This window comes from Streptomyces sp. NPDC005202 (assembly GCF_040608235.1).
In the GTDB taxonomy this organism is placed as follows: Bacteria; Actinomycetota; Actinomycetes; order Streptomycetales; family Streptomycetaceae; genus Streptomyces.
In genome coordinates this window covers 89,362-105,415 of record NZ_JBEXHW010000014.1, presented here as the reverse complement: position 1 = coordinate 105,415, position 16,054 = coordinate 89,362, and the positions used below count along the sequence as shown (strand labels likewise).

Genomic DNA, 16,054 nt, shown 5'->3' with positions numbered 1-16,054 from the left:
CGAACGCGACCGCAGGCCAGCAGGTGGACCGCGACCCAAGTCAGCAGGCCAGCAGGTCAGCAGGTCAAGCCCGACCACAGGTCCCCAGACCGAACGCGACCGCAGGCCAGCAGGTGGACCGCGACCCAAGTCAGCAGGCCAGCAGGTCAGCAGGTCAAGCCCGACCACAGGTCCCCAGACCGAACGCGGCCGCAGGTCAGCAGGTGGACCGCGGCCGCAGGTGCAGCCACCGGCCCAGGGCCGACCGTATCCGCCCGCGGGCCGGGCGCCCGGCCAGGACGGCGCGGAACTGCCAGTAGTCACGCAGCTCGCGCACCGCCTGCCCGTCGTGGGTGCCGGGCGCGGGCGGGGCGGGCTCGCCGTGCTGCCGGGCGCGGTGGGTGTCGAGCAGGTACTGCTGGGCGATGCTCATGGCGTCTCGCCTCTTCGGGACGTGGTGAACGGGATCCGGAAGGCTCCGCGGCTGCCCCGGTCCTCCCAGGTTGCGCCGGTACGCCACCGGCGTCGCGTCGATTGACGGCCGCTGTCAATCGAGGGCTGCGTTGTCAGTGGCGCGGTGCACCATGAGGGCATGAGCGTGCGCATCGACATCGCGGGGCTGCGGCCGGAGAGGGTCGCCGTCGTGCCCTCCCCCCTGGCCGAACTCGGCATGGCGCTGCACGCCCTGTCCGAGCCGGGCCACCATCCGGGCCTGCAGGGCTGGGTGACGGGCGTGACCGCCCGGCTCGACTCGCACCTGGCCGACCGGATGTGCGAGGCCGACTTTCTGTGGCGGACGACGTTCTCGGACCTCTTCCTGCCCTTCGCGGGCGTTCCCGGCGGTGCCGCGCTGCCGGGCGAGACGCTCGCCGAAGAACTCGACCTCCTGGACAAGCTGTCGGACGAGCAGTTCGTGGACGCGGCGCTGGAGTTCACCTGCGCCCTTCCGTACGGCACACCGGGCCCCGGCCCGCTCGCCGACGCCGACCTGCGTCGCCGCGCCCTGGAGCTGGCCGCCGCGCGCGGGCCGCAGCAGGTGCGCTTCAGTGAGCGGCTGCTGGCCGACCCGCCCCGGATCCGGGCCTGGCTGCGGCAGTTCCTCCAGGACTGCGACGACGCGTTCTTCGCGGAGACCTGGTCCCGGCTGCGCCACCAGCTCGCGGCGGACGCCCGCCACAAGACGGAGCTGCTGCGCCGCAAAGGGCTGGCCGAGGCGCTGGCCGCGGTGTCGCCGGCGGTGGCGCTGGACGAGGCGGCCGGGCGGATCACCGTCGACAAGCTGGGCGAGGGCCGCACGGCCACGGCGGGCGGCGGCCTGCTGCTCGTACCGACGAGCCTGGGCTGGCCGCACCTGATGGTGCTGCACCGGTACGGCTGGCAGCCGGTGCTGCACTACCCGGTCGGCTCGCCGGAGCCCGCAACCCCGCCCTCGGTCGAACAGTTGACCCTGCGGATGACCGCGCTGTCCCACCCGGTGCGGATCCGGCTGTGCCGCAGCCTGGCCCGCAGCGCGTTCACCACGAGCGAGCTGACCCAGGTGCACGGCATGACGGCCCCCGAGATATCCCGGCACCTGAGCGTGCTGAAGAAGGCGGGCCTGGTCACCACCCGGCGCCGGGGACGGTACGTCTTCCACCAGCTGGACGTCGCGGTGGTGGCCCGGCTGGGCAGCGACTTTCTCGAGGCGATACTCCGGTAGCCGGTCAGTCGAACCGGATGTGCCTGATGCCGACCTTCGCCTGCCTGAGCCGTGTCCGCAGCGCGCCCTCGCGGTTGGGTCGCAGCGTCAGCCCGGCCAGGACGGCGATCCGGTCCGCGGTCTTCGGCACGGTCGAGTGGTCCGTCCACAGATGCTCGGCGAACTCCGGCTCGCGCAGCCGCTCCAGACAGTGGTCGAGCTGCCGCGCCGCCCAAGTCTCCCGGCCCCGCCCGGCGTTCTTCCCGGCGACGTACTGCAGGACGTGCCCGAAGCCGCGCTCCCGCAGCCGCTTCAGGACGGTTTCGCGCTCGGCGAGGAGCGTGAAGTGGCGGACGTCGTGGCCCAGTTCACGCAGCCTACCGACGGTCTCGGCGAAGTAGCCGGAGTCGGTGACCGTCATGGGGGCGATCACGACGCCGTCGTGCTTGGTGAGGGCCAGGTCGAGGACCTCGACCACGCCCTGCCGCCAGGACGCCAAGTCCTGGAAGTCGGAACGCAGTTCGGGCGGCAGCATGCGGCGCAGGCCGAAGCCGGCGTGCTCGGGGTCGCAGATGACGCTGCCGGGCAGTCGGCGCTGGATCTCGTGCGCGGTCTGTGTCTTGCCGCCCCCGAAGGGGCCGTTGATCCACAGGAGCATGCGCCGACCCTACCGACGGCCGCGGGCGCCGGTCAGCCGTGTCCGCCGGCCCGGACGAGCCCCGTCTCGTAGGCCAGGACCACCACCTGCACCCGGTCCCTGAGGCCCAGCTTGGTCAGGATGCGGCCCACGTGGGTCTTCACGGTCGCCTCGGACAGCACCAGCCGGGCCGCGATCTCGCCGTTCGACAGGCCCTGCGCGACCAGGACCATGACCTCGCGCTCGCGGTCGGTGAGCCGCTCCAGCTCCTTGTGCTGGGGCTCCTTGCCTCCGGTGGGCAGCATCGGCGCGAAGCGGTCGAGGAGGCGGCGGGTCGTGGAGGGCGCGACGACGGCGTCGCCGCTGTGCACGGCGCGGATGGCGGCGAGCAGCTCGCCGGGCGGCACGTCCTTGAGCATGAAGCCGGAGGCGCCCGCCTTCAGCCCCGAGAAGGCGTACTCGTCGAGGTCGAAGGTGGTCAGGATCAGCACCTTCGGCGGGTTGGGCTCCGAGCAGATGCGGCGGGTGGCCTCCACACCGTCCAGCTTCGGCATGCGCACGTCCATCAGCACCACGTCGACCGCGGTCGACCGCAGCACCTGGAGGGCCTCGACGCCGTCGCCCGCCTCCGCGACGACCTCCATGTCCGGCTGGGCGGCGAGCACCATCCGGAACCCGGTGCGCAGCAACACCTGGTCGTCGACGAGCATCACGCGGATCGTCATCGGGGTCCTCTTCCGTTGGTCGTCGGCAGGTTGCCAGGGTCGTTACAGGTGTCAGCAGCGGGCGTGCGTCGGCGTCAGTGTGCCGGTTTCAGCGGCAGCAGGGCGCTGATGCGGAAGCCTCCGCCCGGGCGCGGGCCCGCGTCCAGGGTGCCGCCGACCATGCCGACGCGTTCGCGCATGCCGATCAGGCCGTGGCCCTGACCGTCGGCACCGCCCTCTTCGTACAGTTCGTGGGGGGCGCCCTTGCCGTCGTCCTCGACGAGCAGTCCGAGGCCGTCGTCGAAGTAGACCAGGCGGACGCTGGCACCCGCGTTCGGCCCGCCGTGCTTACGGGTGTTGGTGAGGGCCTCCTGCACGATGCGGTACGCGGTGAGCTCGACGCCGCTGGGCAGCGGGCGCGGGGTGCCCTCGATCTTGAAGTCGACGGGCAGTCCGGCGCCCCGGCATTGCTCGATAAGCTCCTTGATCTGCTCGACGTCGGGCTGCGGGACGTACTCGCCTACCTCCTGGTGCTCGCCGGTGCGCAGCACGCCCAGCAGGCGGCGCATCTCGGCGAGGGCCTGGCGGCCGGTGGAGGAGATCGTCTCCAGGGCCTTCTTCGCCTGGTCGGGCGCGGAGTCGAGGACGTAGGCGGCGCCGTCGGCCTGCACCACCATCACCGACACGTTGTGCGCGACCACGTCGTGCAGTTCGCGCGCGATGCGAGCGCGCTCGGCGGCGACCGCGACCTTGGCCTGTGCCTCGCGCTCCTTCTCCAGGCGGCCGGCGCGCTCCTCCAGCTGCGCGAAGTAGGCGCGGCGGGTGCGCATGGAGTCGCCGAGCACCCATGCGAGGGCGAACGGCACCGTCTGGAAGACGGCTATCGCGACATTGCCGACGACGCTCGTGTGCGGCTGCGGCCAGCGGATCTGGGCCAACGTCGCCGCGCACAGCCCGCCGGCCAGCGCGAACCGGGAGGCCCAGCGCGCGCCGATCGCGGCGACCGTGTAGATGATCACCAGCATGGCGAAGTTCGCGACCGTCGTCTCGACGTCCAGGGCCAGCTGCGCCGCACCCGTCGCCGCCGCCAGCAGCAGCATCTTCTCCGGCATGCGGCGGCGCAGCGCGACGACCACGCTCATGACGACGGACACCGCCAGTGCCTCGGCGAGAGATCCGTGGTGGTCCGGCGCCCCGTTGACGCTCGATACGCTCACGCCGGAGATCCCGAGCAGGGCGAGGGCCCAGAAGCCGTCGACCCACATCGGGTGCCTGCGGAGGAAGTCATAGAGGCGCTGCACGTAACCCAGCGTAGGGAAACGTGATAGGTGCAGGGGTCAACCGGAGGATCGATCCGCACACGAGCCTCGTAGTCCCCAAGGTGGAGGCCGTGATCACCTGTGCGAGTCTGGCGGGGTGGCGGAGGACACAGCGGACGAGTGGCGCGGCTGGCGGGCGGCGACGGCGGCCGCCCTGTACGGGCCGGGGGGCTTCTACCGGCGGCCCGAGGGACCGGCGGGGCACTTCCGCACGTCCGTGCACGCCTCGCCGCTGTTCGCGGCGGCCGTGGCACGGCTGCTGTGCCGGGTCGACGAGGCGCTGGGCCGGCCCGCCGTGCTCGACTTCGTGGACATGGCCGCCGGGCGCGGTGAGCTGGTCGGCGAGGTGCTCAACGCCCTGCCCGCCGACGTGGCGTCCCGCACGCGCGCGTACGCCGTCGAGATCGCCGACCGCCCGGCGGACCTCGATCGCCGGATCGCGTGGCTGACCGAGCCCCCGAAGGGGATCACCGGGCTGCTGTTCGCCAACGAGTGGCTGGACAACGTGCCGCTGGAGGTGGCGGAGGTGGACTCGGCGGGCGTACCGCGGCGGGTTCTCGTACGCCGCGACGGGGCCGAGCGGCTCGGGGAGCCGGTCTCGGGGGCGGAGGCGGAGTGGCTGGCGCGGTGGTGGCCGCTGCCGGCCGAGGAGGGCTTCCGCGCGGAGATCGGCCTGTCCAGGGACGCTGCCTGGGCCGCCGCGGTCTCCTGCGTCGACAGCGGCCTCGCCGTCGCCGTCGACTATGCGCACGCCGCGGGCGCGCGGCCGCCCTTCGGGACGCTCACCGGCTTCCGGGAGGGGCGCGAGACGGCGCCCGTACCGGACGGGTCGTGCGACATCACGGCGCACGTCGCACTGGACGCGTGCGCCGCGTGCGCGCCCCACAGCGCGCGCCTGCTCACGCAGCGCGACGCATTGCGCGCCCTGGGCGTAACCGGGGCACGCCCCGCACTCACGCTCGCCTCCACGCGCCCCGCGGACTACGTACGCGCCCTCGCGCGCGCCGGGGAGGCCGCCGAGCTCACCGCGGCAGGCGGACTCGGCGACTTCGGGTGGCTGCTGCAGTCGGTGGGCATCCCGGACCCGCTCCTCGGCTGACCGCTCGGCCGGTTCGGGTTGCGGACCCGCTCGCCCTATTTGTCGATGTCGCCGACCACGAAGAACATCGACCCCAGGATCGCCACCATGTCCGCCACCAGCGTGCCGGGCAGCAGCTCGGTGAGGGCCTGGATGTTGTTGTACGAGGCCGAGCGCAGCTTCAGCCGGTACGGGGTCTTGTCGCCCTTGCTGACCAGGTAGTAGCCGTTGATGCCGAGCGGGTTCTCGGTCCACGCGTACGTGTGCCCCTCGGGCGCCTTGAGCACCTTCGGGAGCCGCTGGTTGATCGGGCCGGGCGGCAGCTCGGCGAGCCGGTCGAGGCAGGCGTCGGCGAGGTCGAGGGCGTTGTGGGTCTGCTCCAGGAGGCACTCGAAGCGGGCGAGGCAGTCGCCCTCCTGCCGGGTGACGACCTTGAGGGTGTCCTGCAGCTCTCCGTAGGCGAGGTACGGCTCGTCGCGCCGCAGGTCGAAGTCGACGCCCGAGGCGCGCGCGATCGGCCCGCTCACGCCGTACGCGTGCACGGCCTGAGGCGTGAGCGCGCCCACGCCCCGCGTCCGCCCCCGGAAGATCTCGTTGCCGAGCACCAGGTCGTCGAAGACGTCCAAGCGCGAGCGCACGGCGGCGACGGCGGCACGCGCGCGCGTGGCCCAGCCGGCCGGCAGGTCCTCCTTCAGGCCGCCGACCCGGTTGAACATGTAGTGCATACGGCCGCCGGAGACCTCCTCCATGACGTTCTGGAGCACTTCACGCTCCCGGAACGCGTAGAAGACCGGCGTGATGCCGCCGAGCTCCAGCGGGTACGAGCCGAGGAACATCAGGTGGTTGAGCACCCGGTTGAGCTCCGCGAGCAGCGTGCGCGTCCACACCGCGCGCTCGGGGACCTCCAGGCCGAGCATCCGCTCCACGGCGAGGACCACGCCGAGTTCGTTCGAGAAGGCCGACAGCCAGTCGTGGCGGTTGGCGAGCATGATGATCTGGCGGTAGTCGCGCGCCTCGAAGAGCTTCTCCGCGCCGCGGTGCATGTAGCCGATCACCGGCTCCGCGCGCAGGATGCGCTCACCGTCCAGCACGAGCCGCAGCCGCAGCACGCCGTGCGTGGACGGATGCTGGGGCCCGATGTTGAGCACCATGTCGGTGCTCTCCGCGGCGCCGCCGATCCCGACCATGGTCTCCGTCGTAGGAGTCATGGACACAGTCTCTCCTACGTACGCTTGGCCCATGGAAACGGGGAGCCAGGAGAACACGCGGGCGGCGGGTGGCGAGCCGGTGTGGACCGGGCTGCCTCCGGGCCTGCTGCGGATGCGACGGCTGTTGCTGGTGGTGTGGCTGGGGCTGCTGACCCTGGCCCTGGGGCTGCTGCTCGGCCTGCTGGCCGGGCCCGCCTGGGCCGCCTTCGCGCTGCTGCCGCTGGCACTGATGGCTTGGGGCTGGGTGCTGCTCGGCCGCAACTGGCGTTCCTGGCGGTACGCCGAGCGCGCCGACGACCTGCTGATCAGCCGGGGCGTGCTGTGGCGCGAGGAGACCGTCGTGCCGTACGGGCGGATGCAACTGGTCGAGGTCACCTCCGGACCCGTCGAGCGGCACTTCGGGCTGGCCAGCGTGCAGTTGCACACGGCGGCCGCCGCGACCGACGCGACGATCCCCGGCCTCGACCCGGCCGAGGCGGAACGGCTGCGCGACCGGCTCACCGAGCTGGGCGAGGCACGATCGGCGGGGCTGTGACGGCGGCGGGGGGCGAGGGGGCCGTACCGAAGGACCTCGCAGGCGACGGGCACGCCGGCGAGGAGGCCGCACGGATCGAGCGGCCAGTGACCGAGCGGCGGCTGCATCCCGTGACCCCGCTCAGGCGGGCGTGGGCGCCGGTCGCGGTACTCGCGGGGTGGGCCGTGCACGACTCCAACCAGGCGCAGGAGCAGCTGACGAGGCTGACGACGACCGCGCTGCTGATCGGGCTCGCCGTGCTCGTGCCCGCGGCCGCCCTCTACGGCTTCCTGTCCTGGTGGTTCACGCACTTCGCGGTGACCGACACCGAACTGCGCATACGCACGGGCCTGTTGTTCCGCCGCACCGCGCACATCCGGCTCGAACGGATCCAGGCCGTCGACGTCACCCAGCCGCTGCTCGCGCGGGTCGCGGGCGTGGCGAAGCTCAAGCTCGACGTCGTCGGGACGGGCAAGAAGGACGAGCTCGCCTTCCTGGGCCAGGACGAGGCCCGCGCGCTGCGCGCCGAACTGCTCGCGCGGGCGGCCGGTTTCGCGCCGGAGACGGCGCACGAGGTCGGTGAGGCGCCCGCGCGGGAGCTCGTGCGCGTGGCGCCGCGGGGCCTCGCCGTGTCGCTGCTGCTGACCGGCGCGACCTGGGGCTCGCTGGTCGCCGCCGTCGTCGTACCGCCGGTGCTGTGGCTGGCCACCCACAGCGTGTGGACCGTGCTCGCGGCCGGGGTGCCGCTGCTCGGTACGGCCGGGGCGAGCAGCGTGGGGCGGTTCGTCGGCGAGTACGACTGGACGGTGAGCGAGTCCCCGGACGGGCTGCGGATCGACCGGGGGCTGCTGGACCGTACGCACGAGACGGTGCCGCCTGGGCGGGTGCAGACCGTGCGGATCGTGGAGCCGCTGCTGTGGCGGCGGCGCGGCTGGGTGAGGGTGGAGCTGGACGTGGCCGGGTCGTCGAACTCCGTGCTGCTGCCGGTCGCTCCGCGAGAGGTCGCCGAGTCGGTGATCGCGCGGGTACTGCCGGGGGTGACGGAGCCGGGGGCGGCCTCGGTGGTGCGGCCGCCGCGGCGGGCGGGGTGGTGTGCGCCGGTGTGGTGGCGGGGGTACGGGATCGTCGTCACGGATGCCGTGTTCGCCGCGCGGCATGGGCTGCTGCGGCGGCGGCTCGCGCTGGTGCCGCATGCGAAGGTGCAGAGCGTGCGGCTGACGCAGGGGCCGTGGAAGCGGGTCCTGGGGGTTGCCGATGTGCATGTGGACACCGGGGCGAACAAGACGGTGACGGCGCGGCTGCGGGACGCCGGGGAGGCGGCGGAGCTGCTGCGGGGGCAGGCGGAGAGGTCGCGGACGGGGCGGAGGGAAGCTCGGCCGGATCGGTGGATGGGCTGAACAGAGCTGCCTGCAGCTACATGTGCGACAGGCGCGGCTCCTCGTGGGAGCCGCGCCTGTGTTGTGTCACGTCTTCAGGACGCCGCGCTGCGCAGGCCCTGCACGTCGATCTGTTCCGTTTCGTCGTGGGCCGTCAGGTCGATGACCTGGCCCACGACTCGGGCGTCCTCGTCGGCCGGTTTGAACTGCGACTCGGACTCGGCCTTGTGAAGGGCGAGGGCCTCCTGGCCCACGACGTCGGCGAGGTCCTCGTTCTGGACCGCCTCCAGCGCGGCGGACGGCGAACCCTTCTTCGTACCGAAGAAGTCAAATCCGCCCTCGACCACCGGACGCCGCACGGGCGCAGGCGGTACGACGGCCACCGCGGTCGGCACGGTGAAGTGCCCGGAGGGCTGCTGCACGTGCTTGGCCGGCTTGGCCGTGGAGGTGGCGGCCGCGTGCTCGTGCGCGTCGGCCGCCCCGGGCTGCCCCTGCGGTTCGTCCTCCCGCGCGGGACCCGCCCCGGCGGCACCGTCCGTCCCTGCGGCCACCTCCTTCGAGGGCTCGGCGTCCGAAGACGTGTCGGCCTTCGCGGCGGCGGACGCGTCCGTCTTAGCGGCCCCGTCGCCGCCGTCCGCGTCGAACCGCGACAGCGCCGCCTTGGCCCGCAGGAACAGCTTGGAACCCTCGGGCGAGAACACCGCGGGAGCCGAATCCACCGGAACCGGCTTCTCCTCAACAGCCTCGCCACCAGCGGCCTCGGCACCGGCACCCTCGGCACGGGCCCCCTCCGCGCCACCGAACTCCGCGCCACCGGCCTCGGCGTCACCGGCCTCCGCGCCGACAGCGGGCGGCAGTTCGCGAACGTCGGACGCGGCCTCCATCTCGAGCAGGCGGCGCCCCTCCAGGGCGCTCGCGCGCTCGGTCTCCGCCGTGGCGTACCGCCGCAGCAGCGCCGCGTGCTCGTTGCGCAGCCCCGCCAGCTCCGCGCGCTTCGCCCGCAGCTTGTGCTCGAGGCGGACGCGCAGCTCGCGCGACTCCTCGAGGTCGGTCTCGAGTTCGGCGACCCGTTCCTCGTAGCGCCACTCGTCACTGGCACGCGCGCGTGCGAGATCCGCGACCTGCTTGCCCGCCTGTGCGTCCCAACGGCGCATGACGACCGCGCCGATGACCGCCGTCGCCGCGGCGGCCGCGGCGAGGGACCGCAGCACCATCGGTTGGGTGAAGACCCAGGGGCCGAGGGCGCAGACGAGGGAGACGCCGGCGATCGCCGAAGGAGGCAGCAGCCTGTGCAAAGGCGGGGAATGGCGGTGACGTCCTCGTGGCATGGCCAGAAACTTACCGCGCGTAGGCGAATCGTGGTGGCCCGCCCCGTAAAAAGACAGCCATACCGAAACTTTCAACCGAAGCTTTCACACGCCATCAGGAGTCCCGGTCCCTTTCCCCCTCAGCAAGATCGCTTCAGCGGTCGCTCAGCCGCCCGCTGATCCACTGCAGCGTCCCGGGGATCTCCCGCCGCCAGGTGTTGAAGTTGTGGCCGCCGCTGTCGAGGATGATCGACGCGATCCGGGTCCGGTTCGTCCCCTTCACCTGCTCTATGAACTTGAGCGTGTCCTTGTAGTTGGTCTCGCCGATCCTGCTGCTGGTGACGAGCAGCGAAGTGTCGGGCGCGGGCAGGTGTTTGATGCTCCACAACAGGTCGGCACGATTCTTCAGATCCTTGTTCCCATGGAAGAGGTCACCCGTCGTGGGATCGATCGGCGCCTTGTAGTACGGAGAGAGACCCGCCCCGGCGGCGTACACCTCGGGGTGGTGCATGGCGAGTTTGAGCGCGCAGTAACCGCCCGTGGAGTCGCCTATGACGCCCCAGCTGCCCGGCTTCTTGCCGACCCGGTAGTGCGCGAGTACGGCGTCGGGCAGGTCCTTGGCGAAGAACGACTCGGTCTGCGGGCCACCCGGAATGTCCACGCACTCCGTGTCGCGCGGCGGAGCCACCGTCGGCCGCAGCATCACCAGGATCATCGGCTGCATCCGCCCGTCCTTGGCGAGGTTCTGGGCCGTGCGCGGGTACTGCAGCTTGGTCACGAGCGCCTGGGCCGTGCCCGGGTAGCCGGTGAGGACGACGGCCGCGGGGAACGTGCGCGTGCGGTACTGGGGCTGGAAGTACTCCGGCGGCAGGTAGACGAACGCCGGCGTGGCGATGTGGGTCGTACGGCCCACAATGTCGACCTTCTGGACCTGGCCGGCGATCTGCGGCCGTGAGGCCCCGCCGCCCGTCGGCATCCGCTGGATGCCGATCACCTGGAGCGGGCCGCCGATGCCGCCGCCCGTCGAGTGGTCGACGACGACCCCCTGGTCGGTCTCCTGCCCGAACAGGTCCGACCAGCTGGCGTAGAACCCGAAGGCCTGGTTGGCGGCGAGCCCGACGCAGGCGAAGAGCGCCACCTGTGTGGCCAGCAGCATGCCGACGCGTCCGCTGACGGCCCGCCAACTGCGGGGCGCCAGACGTGGCCACAGCCACACCGTGCCGACGAACAGCAGCACGGCGAACATGACCGCCAGAAGCAGCACTTTTTTACTCGTGAGACCCATGGGCTCTTTCCTGCCTGCGCTTTCCGCCCGGGCCCGCCGACGCTTTCTTGGTGAGGGCTTGCCCCAGGCTTTCCTTGGCCTTTGTCCCGACTTTCCGGCGGGGAGTGAACCTCTCTCCCCGAGACACCGTCCTAGAGGGCGCAATGTCGCCGGATGCCCGATCGGCACCGGATTCAAGGTCTCTCGCAGAACTACGGGATGCGATGTCTGTCAGGATAGATGGGGAAATGTCGGACGGGGTTCCGGGCCGATCAAGCCGGATGCGGCGCATACTCCGTGGCCCGCGCCCCGAGGCCGTCCCCGCTCTGGTCGGCAGGGCCTGCACCGTCGTGGGCCTCCTCGACATTGCCGCGGGCGTCTTCCCGCGCTTCCGGCACAGCCGGATGCACGCCATGGCCGAGGTGCTGCCGGGCTCGTTCGGCCCGTTCGCCGCGGCCCTCTCGCTCAGCGCGGGCGTGCTGTTGCTGCTCCTCGCGCACGGCCTGAAGCGGCGCAAACGCCGCGCGTGGCGCGCGGCCGTGGCGCTGCTGCCGGCCGGCGCGGCGGCGGAGTTCGTCTACCGGCACTCCGTCGTGGGCGTCATCATCTCGCTCGCGCTGCTCGCGCCCCTGCTGATCCACCGCAGCGAGTTCGCGGCGCTGCCGGACCCGCGCAGCCGCTGGTGGGCGCTCGCCAACTTCATCCTGATGAGCGCGGGTTCGCTCGCCCTCGGGCTGGTCATCGTCAGCGTCCACCCGCACCGCATGGTCGGCAACCCGAGCCTGGCCGACCGTCTGACCCACGTGGTCTACGGCCTGTTCGGCTTCGAGGGCCCCGTCGACTACCAGGGCAACACATCCTGGACGGTCGCCTTCTCCCTCGGCGCCCTCGGCTGGCTGACCGCGGTCACCACGATCTACCTGGCCTTCCGCCCCGAGCACCCCACCGCGCAGCTGACCGAGGAGGACGAGGCGCGGCTGCGCACCCTGCTGGAGAAGCACGGCCGCCGCGACTCCCTCGGCCACTTCGCGCTGCGCCGCGACAAGGCGGTCGTCTTCTCCCCCAGCGGCAAGGCGGCGGTGACGTACCGCGTCGTCTCCGGCGTGATGCTCGCCAGCGGTGACCCGATCGGCGACGTCGAGGCCTGGCCGGGAGCGATCGAGCGCTTCATGGACGAGGCCAAGGCCCACTCCTGGACGCCCGCGGTCATGGGCTGCTCCGAGACCGGCGGCGAGGTGTGGACCCGGGAAACCGGCCTGGACGCTTTGGAACTGGGCGACGAGGCGGTGGTGGACGTCGCGGATTTCTCGCTCGCCGGGCGCGCGATGCGCAACGTCCGCCAGATGGTCAAGCGCATCGAGCGGGCCGGCTACGAAACCCGGGTGCGGCGCATCCGTGACCTCGGCGAGGCCGAGCTGGAGCGCATCCGGCGGGCCGCCGAGGACTGGCGCGGCACCGACACCGAGCGCGGCTTCTCCATGGCGCTCGGCCGCATCGGCGACCCGGCCGACGGCGACTGTCTGATAGCAACCGCGCACAAGGCGGACGACGAGCCGGGTCCCTACGGCGACCTGAAGGCGATCCTGCACTTCGTGCCGTGGGGCAACGACGGCGCGTCCCTGGACCTGATGCGGCGCGACCGCTCGGCCGACCCCGGCATGAACGAGCTGCTGATCGTCGCCGCGCTCAAGGCCGCGCCGAAGTTCGGCATCGAGCGCATCTCGCTGAACTTCGCGATGTTCCGCTCGGCGCTGGCGCGCGGCGAGAAGATCGGCGCGGGCCCGGTGCTGCGCGCCTGGCGCGGACTGCTGGTGTTCCTCTCCCGCTGGTTCCAGATCGAGTCGCTGTACAAGTTCAACGCCAAGTTCCAGCCCCGCTGGGAACCGCGCTTCGTCGTCTACCGTGCCTCCGCCGACCTGCCGCGCATAGGCTTCGCCGCCATGCAGGCAGAGGGCTTCGTCAACCTCGCGCTGCCGCTGCCGCGCTTCCTGCGCCGCCGCACGGCCGCCCCGCGCCCCTGCGCGCACAGGATGGCGGAACGGGACGTCCGCGCGGCGTGAACCCGGACAGGCCCGAGCGGAAGCCCCGCCCCTCCAGCCCGGGGGCTTCCGCTCGGGCCGCATGGTGAGTGGGCGGGCGGGCAAGGACATCTCGCCACGACCGACCCGCAGCCGCCCCACGAGCGAAGCACCCTCCCGCCGTAGGCCTACGCTGAACGTATGAGCAACCAGACCAGCCGCCGCCTCGTGGCAGGCCTCCCCGCGTGGGACCGCTGCGCAGTCATGGGAGTCGTGAACGTGACCCCCGATTCCTTCTCCGACGGCGGCCGCTGGTTCGACACGACCGCCGCCGTCAAGCGCGGCCTCGACCTGGTCACCGAGGGCGCGGACCTGGTCGACGTCGGTGGCGAGTCCACCCGCCCCGGCGCCACCCGCGTCGACGAGGCCGAGGAGCTCAGGCGGGTCATCCCCGTCGTCCGGGGCCTGGCCTCCGAGGGCGTCACGGTCTCCGTCGACACCATGCGCGCCTCCGTCGCCGAGCAGGCGCTCGCGGCCGGCGCCGCCCTCGTCAACGACGTCAGCGGCGGCCTCGCCGACCCCGCCATGATCCCCGTGGTGGCGGACGCCGGGGCCCCCTTCGTCGTCATGCACTGGCGCGGCTTCCTGGAGGGCGGCAACGTCAAGGGCGTGTACGCCGACGTCGTCACCGAGGTCGTCGACGAGCTGCACGCGCGCGTGGAGGCCGTTCTGGAGGGCGGCATCGCCCCCGACCGCATCGTCGTCGACCCCGGCCTCGGCTTCTCCAAGGAGGCCGAGCACGACCTGGCGCTCCTCGCCCACCTCGACCGGCTGCTGGGCCTCGGCCGCCCCGTGCTCGTCGCTGCCTCGCGCAAGCGGTTCCTCGGCCGGGTCCTGGCCGGGCCGGAGGGCGCGCCGCCGCCCGCGCGGGAGCGCGACGCCGCCACGGCCGCCGTCTCCGCGCTCGCAGCGCACGCCGGGGCGTGGGCGGTCCGGGTGCACGAGGTGCGCGCGACGGCGGACGCGGTACGGGTCGCACGCGCTGTGGAGGAGGCGCGCGCCGCCGGAAACACGCCGATGGGCGCCACGCGCACCGCCGGGACCACGCCAGTGGCAGAGACGGCCCCCGCCGGGAGCACGCCGGACGCGGACTCCCCCGAAGGAGCCCGGTGAGCGCCCCGCACACCGACGTCGAGCAGGTCGAGGCCGCCAACACCGCCTTCTACGAGGCGATGGAGCGGGGTGACTTCGAGGAGCTGTCCTCGCTCTGGCTCACACCGTCCGACCTGGGAGTCGACGACGAGTTCCACGACCCGGCGGACGCCGGAGTGGTCTCCTGTGTGCACCCCGGCTGGCCGGTGCTCACCGGCCGCGGCGACGTCCTCAGGTCGTACGCGGTGATCATGGCGAACACCGACTACATCCAGTTCTTCCTCACCGACGTGCACGTCTCGGTCACCGGCGACACCGCCCTGGTGACCTGCACCGAGAACATCCTCAGCGGCGGCCCCGCCCCCGAGGACGGCGACGAGCTCGGCCCGCTCGTCGGGCAGCTCGTGGTCGCCACGAACGTGTTCCGGCGCACCCCCCTCGGCTGGAAAATCTGGTCGCACCACGCTTCCCCCGTGCTGGCCGAAACCGACGAGGACGAGGACGGCGACACACCCGCCTGAGTGGGTAGGCGGCTCCGCAAGGGCCAAGAAGTGGTAGGAATCACGAACCCGGGGGTAGGGGCGGCTACCGACGCGTGAGCACCCGGGTTCCCCAGGGGAAACACACGATGAAACCTCCTGGCCCCGGCCAGGTCCCACGCCCCCGTGGCCCGGCTCTGTCCATGCCCGCAGGTAGATTCGTTCGAGGCCGGTGTGCCGCCCGTACGCGGCACGGACCGGCCGTCACCGACGATTGCAGGAGTGATTCGCGTGGATCGTGTCGCGCTGCGCGGCCTGAAGGCCCGCGGGCACCACGGCGTGTTCCCCAAGGAGCGCGAGGAGGGCCAGACCTTCATCGTGGACCTCGTCCTGGGACTGGACACCCGGCCGGCCGCGGCCGACGACGACCTGGCGAAGACCGTGCACTACGGCATCGTGGCCGAAGAGGTCGTGGCCGTGGTCGAGGGCGAACCCGTCAACCTCATCGAGACTCTCGCCGAGCGCATCGCCCAGGCCTGTCTGAAGCATGAGGGGGTCCAGGAGGTCGAGGTCTGCGTGCACAAGCCGGACGCACCGATCACCGTCCCCTTCGACGACGTGACCGTCACCATCACCCGGAACCGAGTATGACTGCACCCTTCACCAAAGGTCACAGCGACCCGACCGTACAGCCGGTACCCGCCTCCGTCGTCGAGAAGGTCGACGCCGCCGACACGACCCTGCAGAACCCGCAACGGGCCGTGATCTCCCTCGGCTCGAACCTCGGCAACCGCCTGGAGACCCTCCAGGGAGCCGTCGACGCCCTCGAAGACACGCCCGGTGTGCGCATCAAGGGGGTCTCCCCGGTCTACGAGACGGAGCCGTGGGGCGTGGAGCCCGGCACCCAGCCGTCGTACTTCAACGCGGTGGTGGTCCTGAAGACGACCCTTCTCCCGTCCTCCCTACTGGAGCGGGCGCACGCCATCGAGGAGGCCTTCAACCGGGTACGGGACGAGCGTTGGGGCCCGCGCACCATCGACGTCGACATCGTCGCCTACGCCGACGCCGTCTCCGACGACCCGCACCTCACGCTCCCTCACCCGCGCGCCCACGAACGGGCCTTCGTCCTCGCGCCCTGGTACGACGTGGACCCGCAGGCGCAGCTTCCCGGCCGCGGCTCCGTGGCCGAGCTCCTGGCCGCCGTCACCCGAGAGGGTGTCGAGCCGCGCCAGGACCTGGAACTCCGACTGCCCGAATAGTCGTTAAGGTCAAGACGACTCAAGGCACGGCCAGGCTGACGACCAGACTCGGACGAGCCGCCCACGACCACAGTCCGGGGGA

Annotated in this window: 16 protein-coding genes; 9 read left to right on the top strand and 7 right to left on the bottom strand. The window is 72.1% G+C overall.

All coding sequences use genetic code 11. The features are described from left to right. Positions 1–196: 196 nt before the first annotated feature. Positions 197–412 (bottom strand): hypothetical protein, encoded by a 216-nt coding sequence (locus ABZV31_RS21450; protein ID WP_355896099.1) that lies wholly within the window; start codon positions 410–412, stop codon positions 197–199. 159 nt (positions 413–571) lie between these two features. Here ABZV31_RS21450 and ABZV31_RS21445 point away from each other — a divergent pair, with 159 nt between their 5' ends. Continuing rightward, positions 572–1,678 carry a DUF5937 family protein gene (locus ABZV31_RS21445; protein WP_355896097.1) on the top strand — a complete coding sequence of 369 codons (1,107 nt, stop codon included), beginning with the start codon at positions 572–574 and terminating at the stop codon, positions 1,676–1,678. Between the two features lie 4 nt (positions 1,679–1,682). Here ABZV31_RS21445 and ABZV31_RS21440 read toward each other — a convergent pair whose 3' ends face one another. The 3 genes from ABZV31_RS21440 to ABZV31_RS21430 form a co-directional block, all read right to left on the bottom strand. Beyond that, a complete protein-coding gene (locus ABZV31_RS21440) occupies positions 1,683–2,315 on the bottom strand; it encodes an AAA family ATPase (RefSeq protein WP_355896094.1) in 633 nt (210 codons plus the stop codon). A gap of 32 nt (positions 2,316–2,347) precedes the next feature. Further along, on the bottom strand, positions 2,348–3,019 hold the full coding sequence (locus ABZV31_RS21435) for a response regulator transcription factor (RefSeq protein ID WP_355896092.1): 672 nt from the start codon (positions 3,017–3,019) through the stop codon (positions 2,348–2,350). Between the two features lie 74 nt (positions 3,020–3,093). Then, positions 3,094–4,299 (bottom strand): sensor histidine kinase, encoded by a 1,206-nt coding sequence (locus ABZV31_RS21430; RefSeq protein ID WP_355896089.1) that lies wholly within the window; start codon positions 4,297–4,299, stop codon positions 3,094–3,096. A gap of 115 nt (positions 4,300–4,414) precedes the next feature. On the opposite strand from ABZV31_RS21430, the gene ABZV31_RS21425 reads away from it, so the two are divergent. Further along, entirely contained in the window at positions 4,415–5,416 is a 1,002-nt protein-coding gene (locus ABZV31_RS21425) for an SAM-dependent methyltransferase (RefSeq protein WP_355896086.1), read from the top strand. A gap of 35 nt (positions 5,417–5,451) precedes the next feature. On the opposite strand, the gene ABZV31_RS21420 is transcribed toward ABZV31_RS21425, so the two are convergent. Then, positions 5,452–6,603, bottom strand: coding sequence for an NADH-quinone oxidoreductase subunit D (locus ABZV31_RS21420; protein WP_355896083.1), 1,152 nt, complete (start codon positions 6,601–6,603; stop codon positions 5,452–5,454). 31 nt (positions 6,604–6,634) lie between these two features. On the opposite strand from ABZV31_RS21420, the gene ABZV31_RS21415 reads away from it, so the two are divergent. After that, complete coding sequence (locus ABZV31_RS21415; RefSeq protein ID WP_355896081.1) at positions 6,635–7,138, top strand: PH domain-containing protein; 504 nt, start codon at positions 6,635–6,637, stop codon at positions 7,136–7,138. Between the two features lie 74 nt (positions 7,139–7,212). After that, positions 7,213–8,514, top strand: a complete 1,302-nt coding sequence (locus tag ABZV31_RS21410) for a PH domain-containing protein (RefSeq protein WP_355896212.1) — start codon at positions 7,213–7,215, stop codon at positions 8,512–8,514. A 74-nt stretch (positions 8,515–8,588) separates the two neighbouring features. Here ABZV31_RS21410 and ABZV31_RS21405 read toward each other — a convergent pair whose 3' ends face one another. Both ABZV31_RS21405 and ABZV31_RS21400 read right to left on the bottom strand, forming a co-directional pair. Continuing rightward, entirely contained in the window at positions 8,589–9,821 is a 1,233-nt protein-coding gene (locus ABZV31_RS21405) for a hypothetical protein (protein WP_355896077.1), read from the bottom strand. A 133-nt stretch (positions 9,822–9,954) separates the two neighbouring features. Then, the gene (locus ABZV31_RS21400; RefSeq protein ID WP_355896074.1) at positions 9,955–11,085 is read right to left on the bottom strand and encodes an alpha/beta hydrolase-fold protein; all 1,131 of its coding nucleotides are present in this window, start codon (positions 11,083–11,085) and stop codon (positions 9,955–9,957) included. A gap of 227 nt (positions 11,086–11,312) precedes the next feature. Between ABZV31_RS21400 and ABZV31_RS21395 the strand changes: the two genes are divergently transcribed. The 5 genes from ABZV31_RS21395 (at position 11,313) to folK (ending at position 15,972) form a co-directional block, all read left to right on the top strand. Continuing rightward, positions 11,313–13,124, top strand: coding sequence for a phosphatidylglycerol lysyltransferase domain-containing protein (locus ABZV31_RS21395; RefSeq protein ID WP_355896071.1), 1,812 nt, complete (start codon positions 11,313–11,315; stop codon positions 13,122–13,124). Between the two features lie 159 nt (positions 13,125–13,283). Then, complete coding sequence (gene folP, locus ABZV31_RS21390; RefSeq protein WP_355896068.1) at positions 13,284–14,255, top strand: dihydropteroate synthase; 972 nt, start codon at positions 13,284–13,286, stop codon at positions 14,253–14,255. Then, positions 14,252–14,755, top strand: a complete 504-nt coding sequence (locus ABZV31_RS21385) for a nuclear transport factor 2 family protein (RefSeq protein ID WP_355896065.1) — start codon at positions 14,252–14,254, stop codon at positions 14,753–14,755. The genes folP and ABZV31_RS21385 overlap by 4 nt, the downstream gene beginning before the upstream one ends. A gap of 249 nt (positions 14,756–15,004) precedes the next feature. Continuing rightward, complete coding sequence (folB, locus tag ABZV31_RS21380; RefSeq protein ID WP_355896062.1) at positions 15,005–15,364, top strand: dihydroneopterin aldolase; 360 nt, start codon at positions 15,005–15,007, stop codon at positions 15,362–15,364. Then, entirely contained in the window at positions 15,361–15,972 is a 612-nt protein-coding gene (gene folK, locus ABZV31_RS21375) for a 2-amino-4-hydroxy-6-hydroxymethyldihydropteridine diphosphokinase (RefSeq protein WP_355896059.1), read from the top strand. Before folB ends, folK begins: the two co-directional genes overlap by 4 nt. Positions 15,973–16,054: the final 82 nt, after the last annotated feature.

What these genes read in the sequence shown, in the direction of transcription:
- ABZV31_RS21405 (WP_355896077.1), bottom strand. Translation starts at nt 9,821, where the DNA reads ATGCCACGAGGACGTCACCGCCATTCCCCGCCTTTGCACAGGCTGCTG.
- folK (WP_355896059.1), top strand. Translation starts at nt 15,361, where the DNA reads ATGACTGCACCCTTCACCAAAGGTCACAGCGACCCGACCGTACAGCCG.
- ABZV31_RS21435 (WP_355896092.1), bottom strand. Translation starts at nt 3,019, where the DNA reads ATGACGATCCGCGTGATGCTCGTCGACGACCAGGTGTTGCTGCGCACC.
- ABZV31_RS21420 (WP_355896083.1), bottom strand. Translation starts at nt 6,603, where the DNA reads ATGACTCCTACGACGGAGACCATGGTCGGGATCGGCGGCGCCGCGGAG.
- ABZV31_RS21440 (WP_355896094.1), bottom strand. Translation starts at nt 2,315, where the DNA reads ATGCTCCTGTGGATCAACGGCCCCTTCGGGGGCGGCAAGACACAGACC.
- ABZV31_RS21415 (WP_355896081.1), top strand. Translation starts at nt 6,635, where the DNA reads ATGGAAACGGGGAGCCAGGAGAACACGCGGGCGGCGGGTGGCGAGCCG.
- ABZV31_RS21395 (WP_355896071.1), top strand. Translation starts at nt 11,313, where the DNA reads ATGTCGGACGGGGTTCCGGGCCGATCAAGCCGGATGCGGCGCATACTC.
- folP (WP_355896068.1), top strand. Translation starts at nt 13,284, where the DNA reads ATGAGCAACCAGACCAGCCGCCGCCTCGTGGCAGGCCTCCCCGCGTGG.
- ABZV31_RS21445 (WP_355896097.1), top strand. Translation starts at nt 572, where the DNA reads ATGAGCGTGCGCATCGACATCGCGGGGCTGCGGCCGGAGAGGGTCGCC.
- ABZV31_RS21400 (WP_355896074.1), bottom strand. Translation starts at nt 11,085, where the DNA reads ATGGGTCTCACGAGTAAAAAAGTGCTGCTTCTGGCGGTCATGTTCGCC.
- ABZV31_RS21450 (WP_355896099.1), bottom strand. Translation starts at nt 412, where the DNA reads ATGAGCATCGCCCAGCAGTACCTGCTCGACACCCACCGCGCCCGGCAG.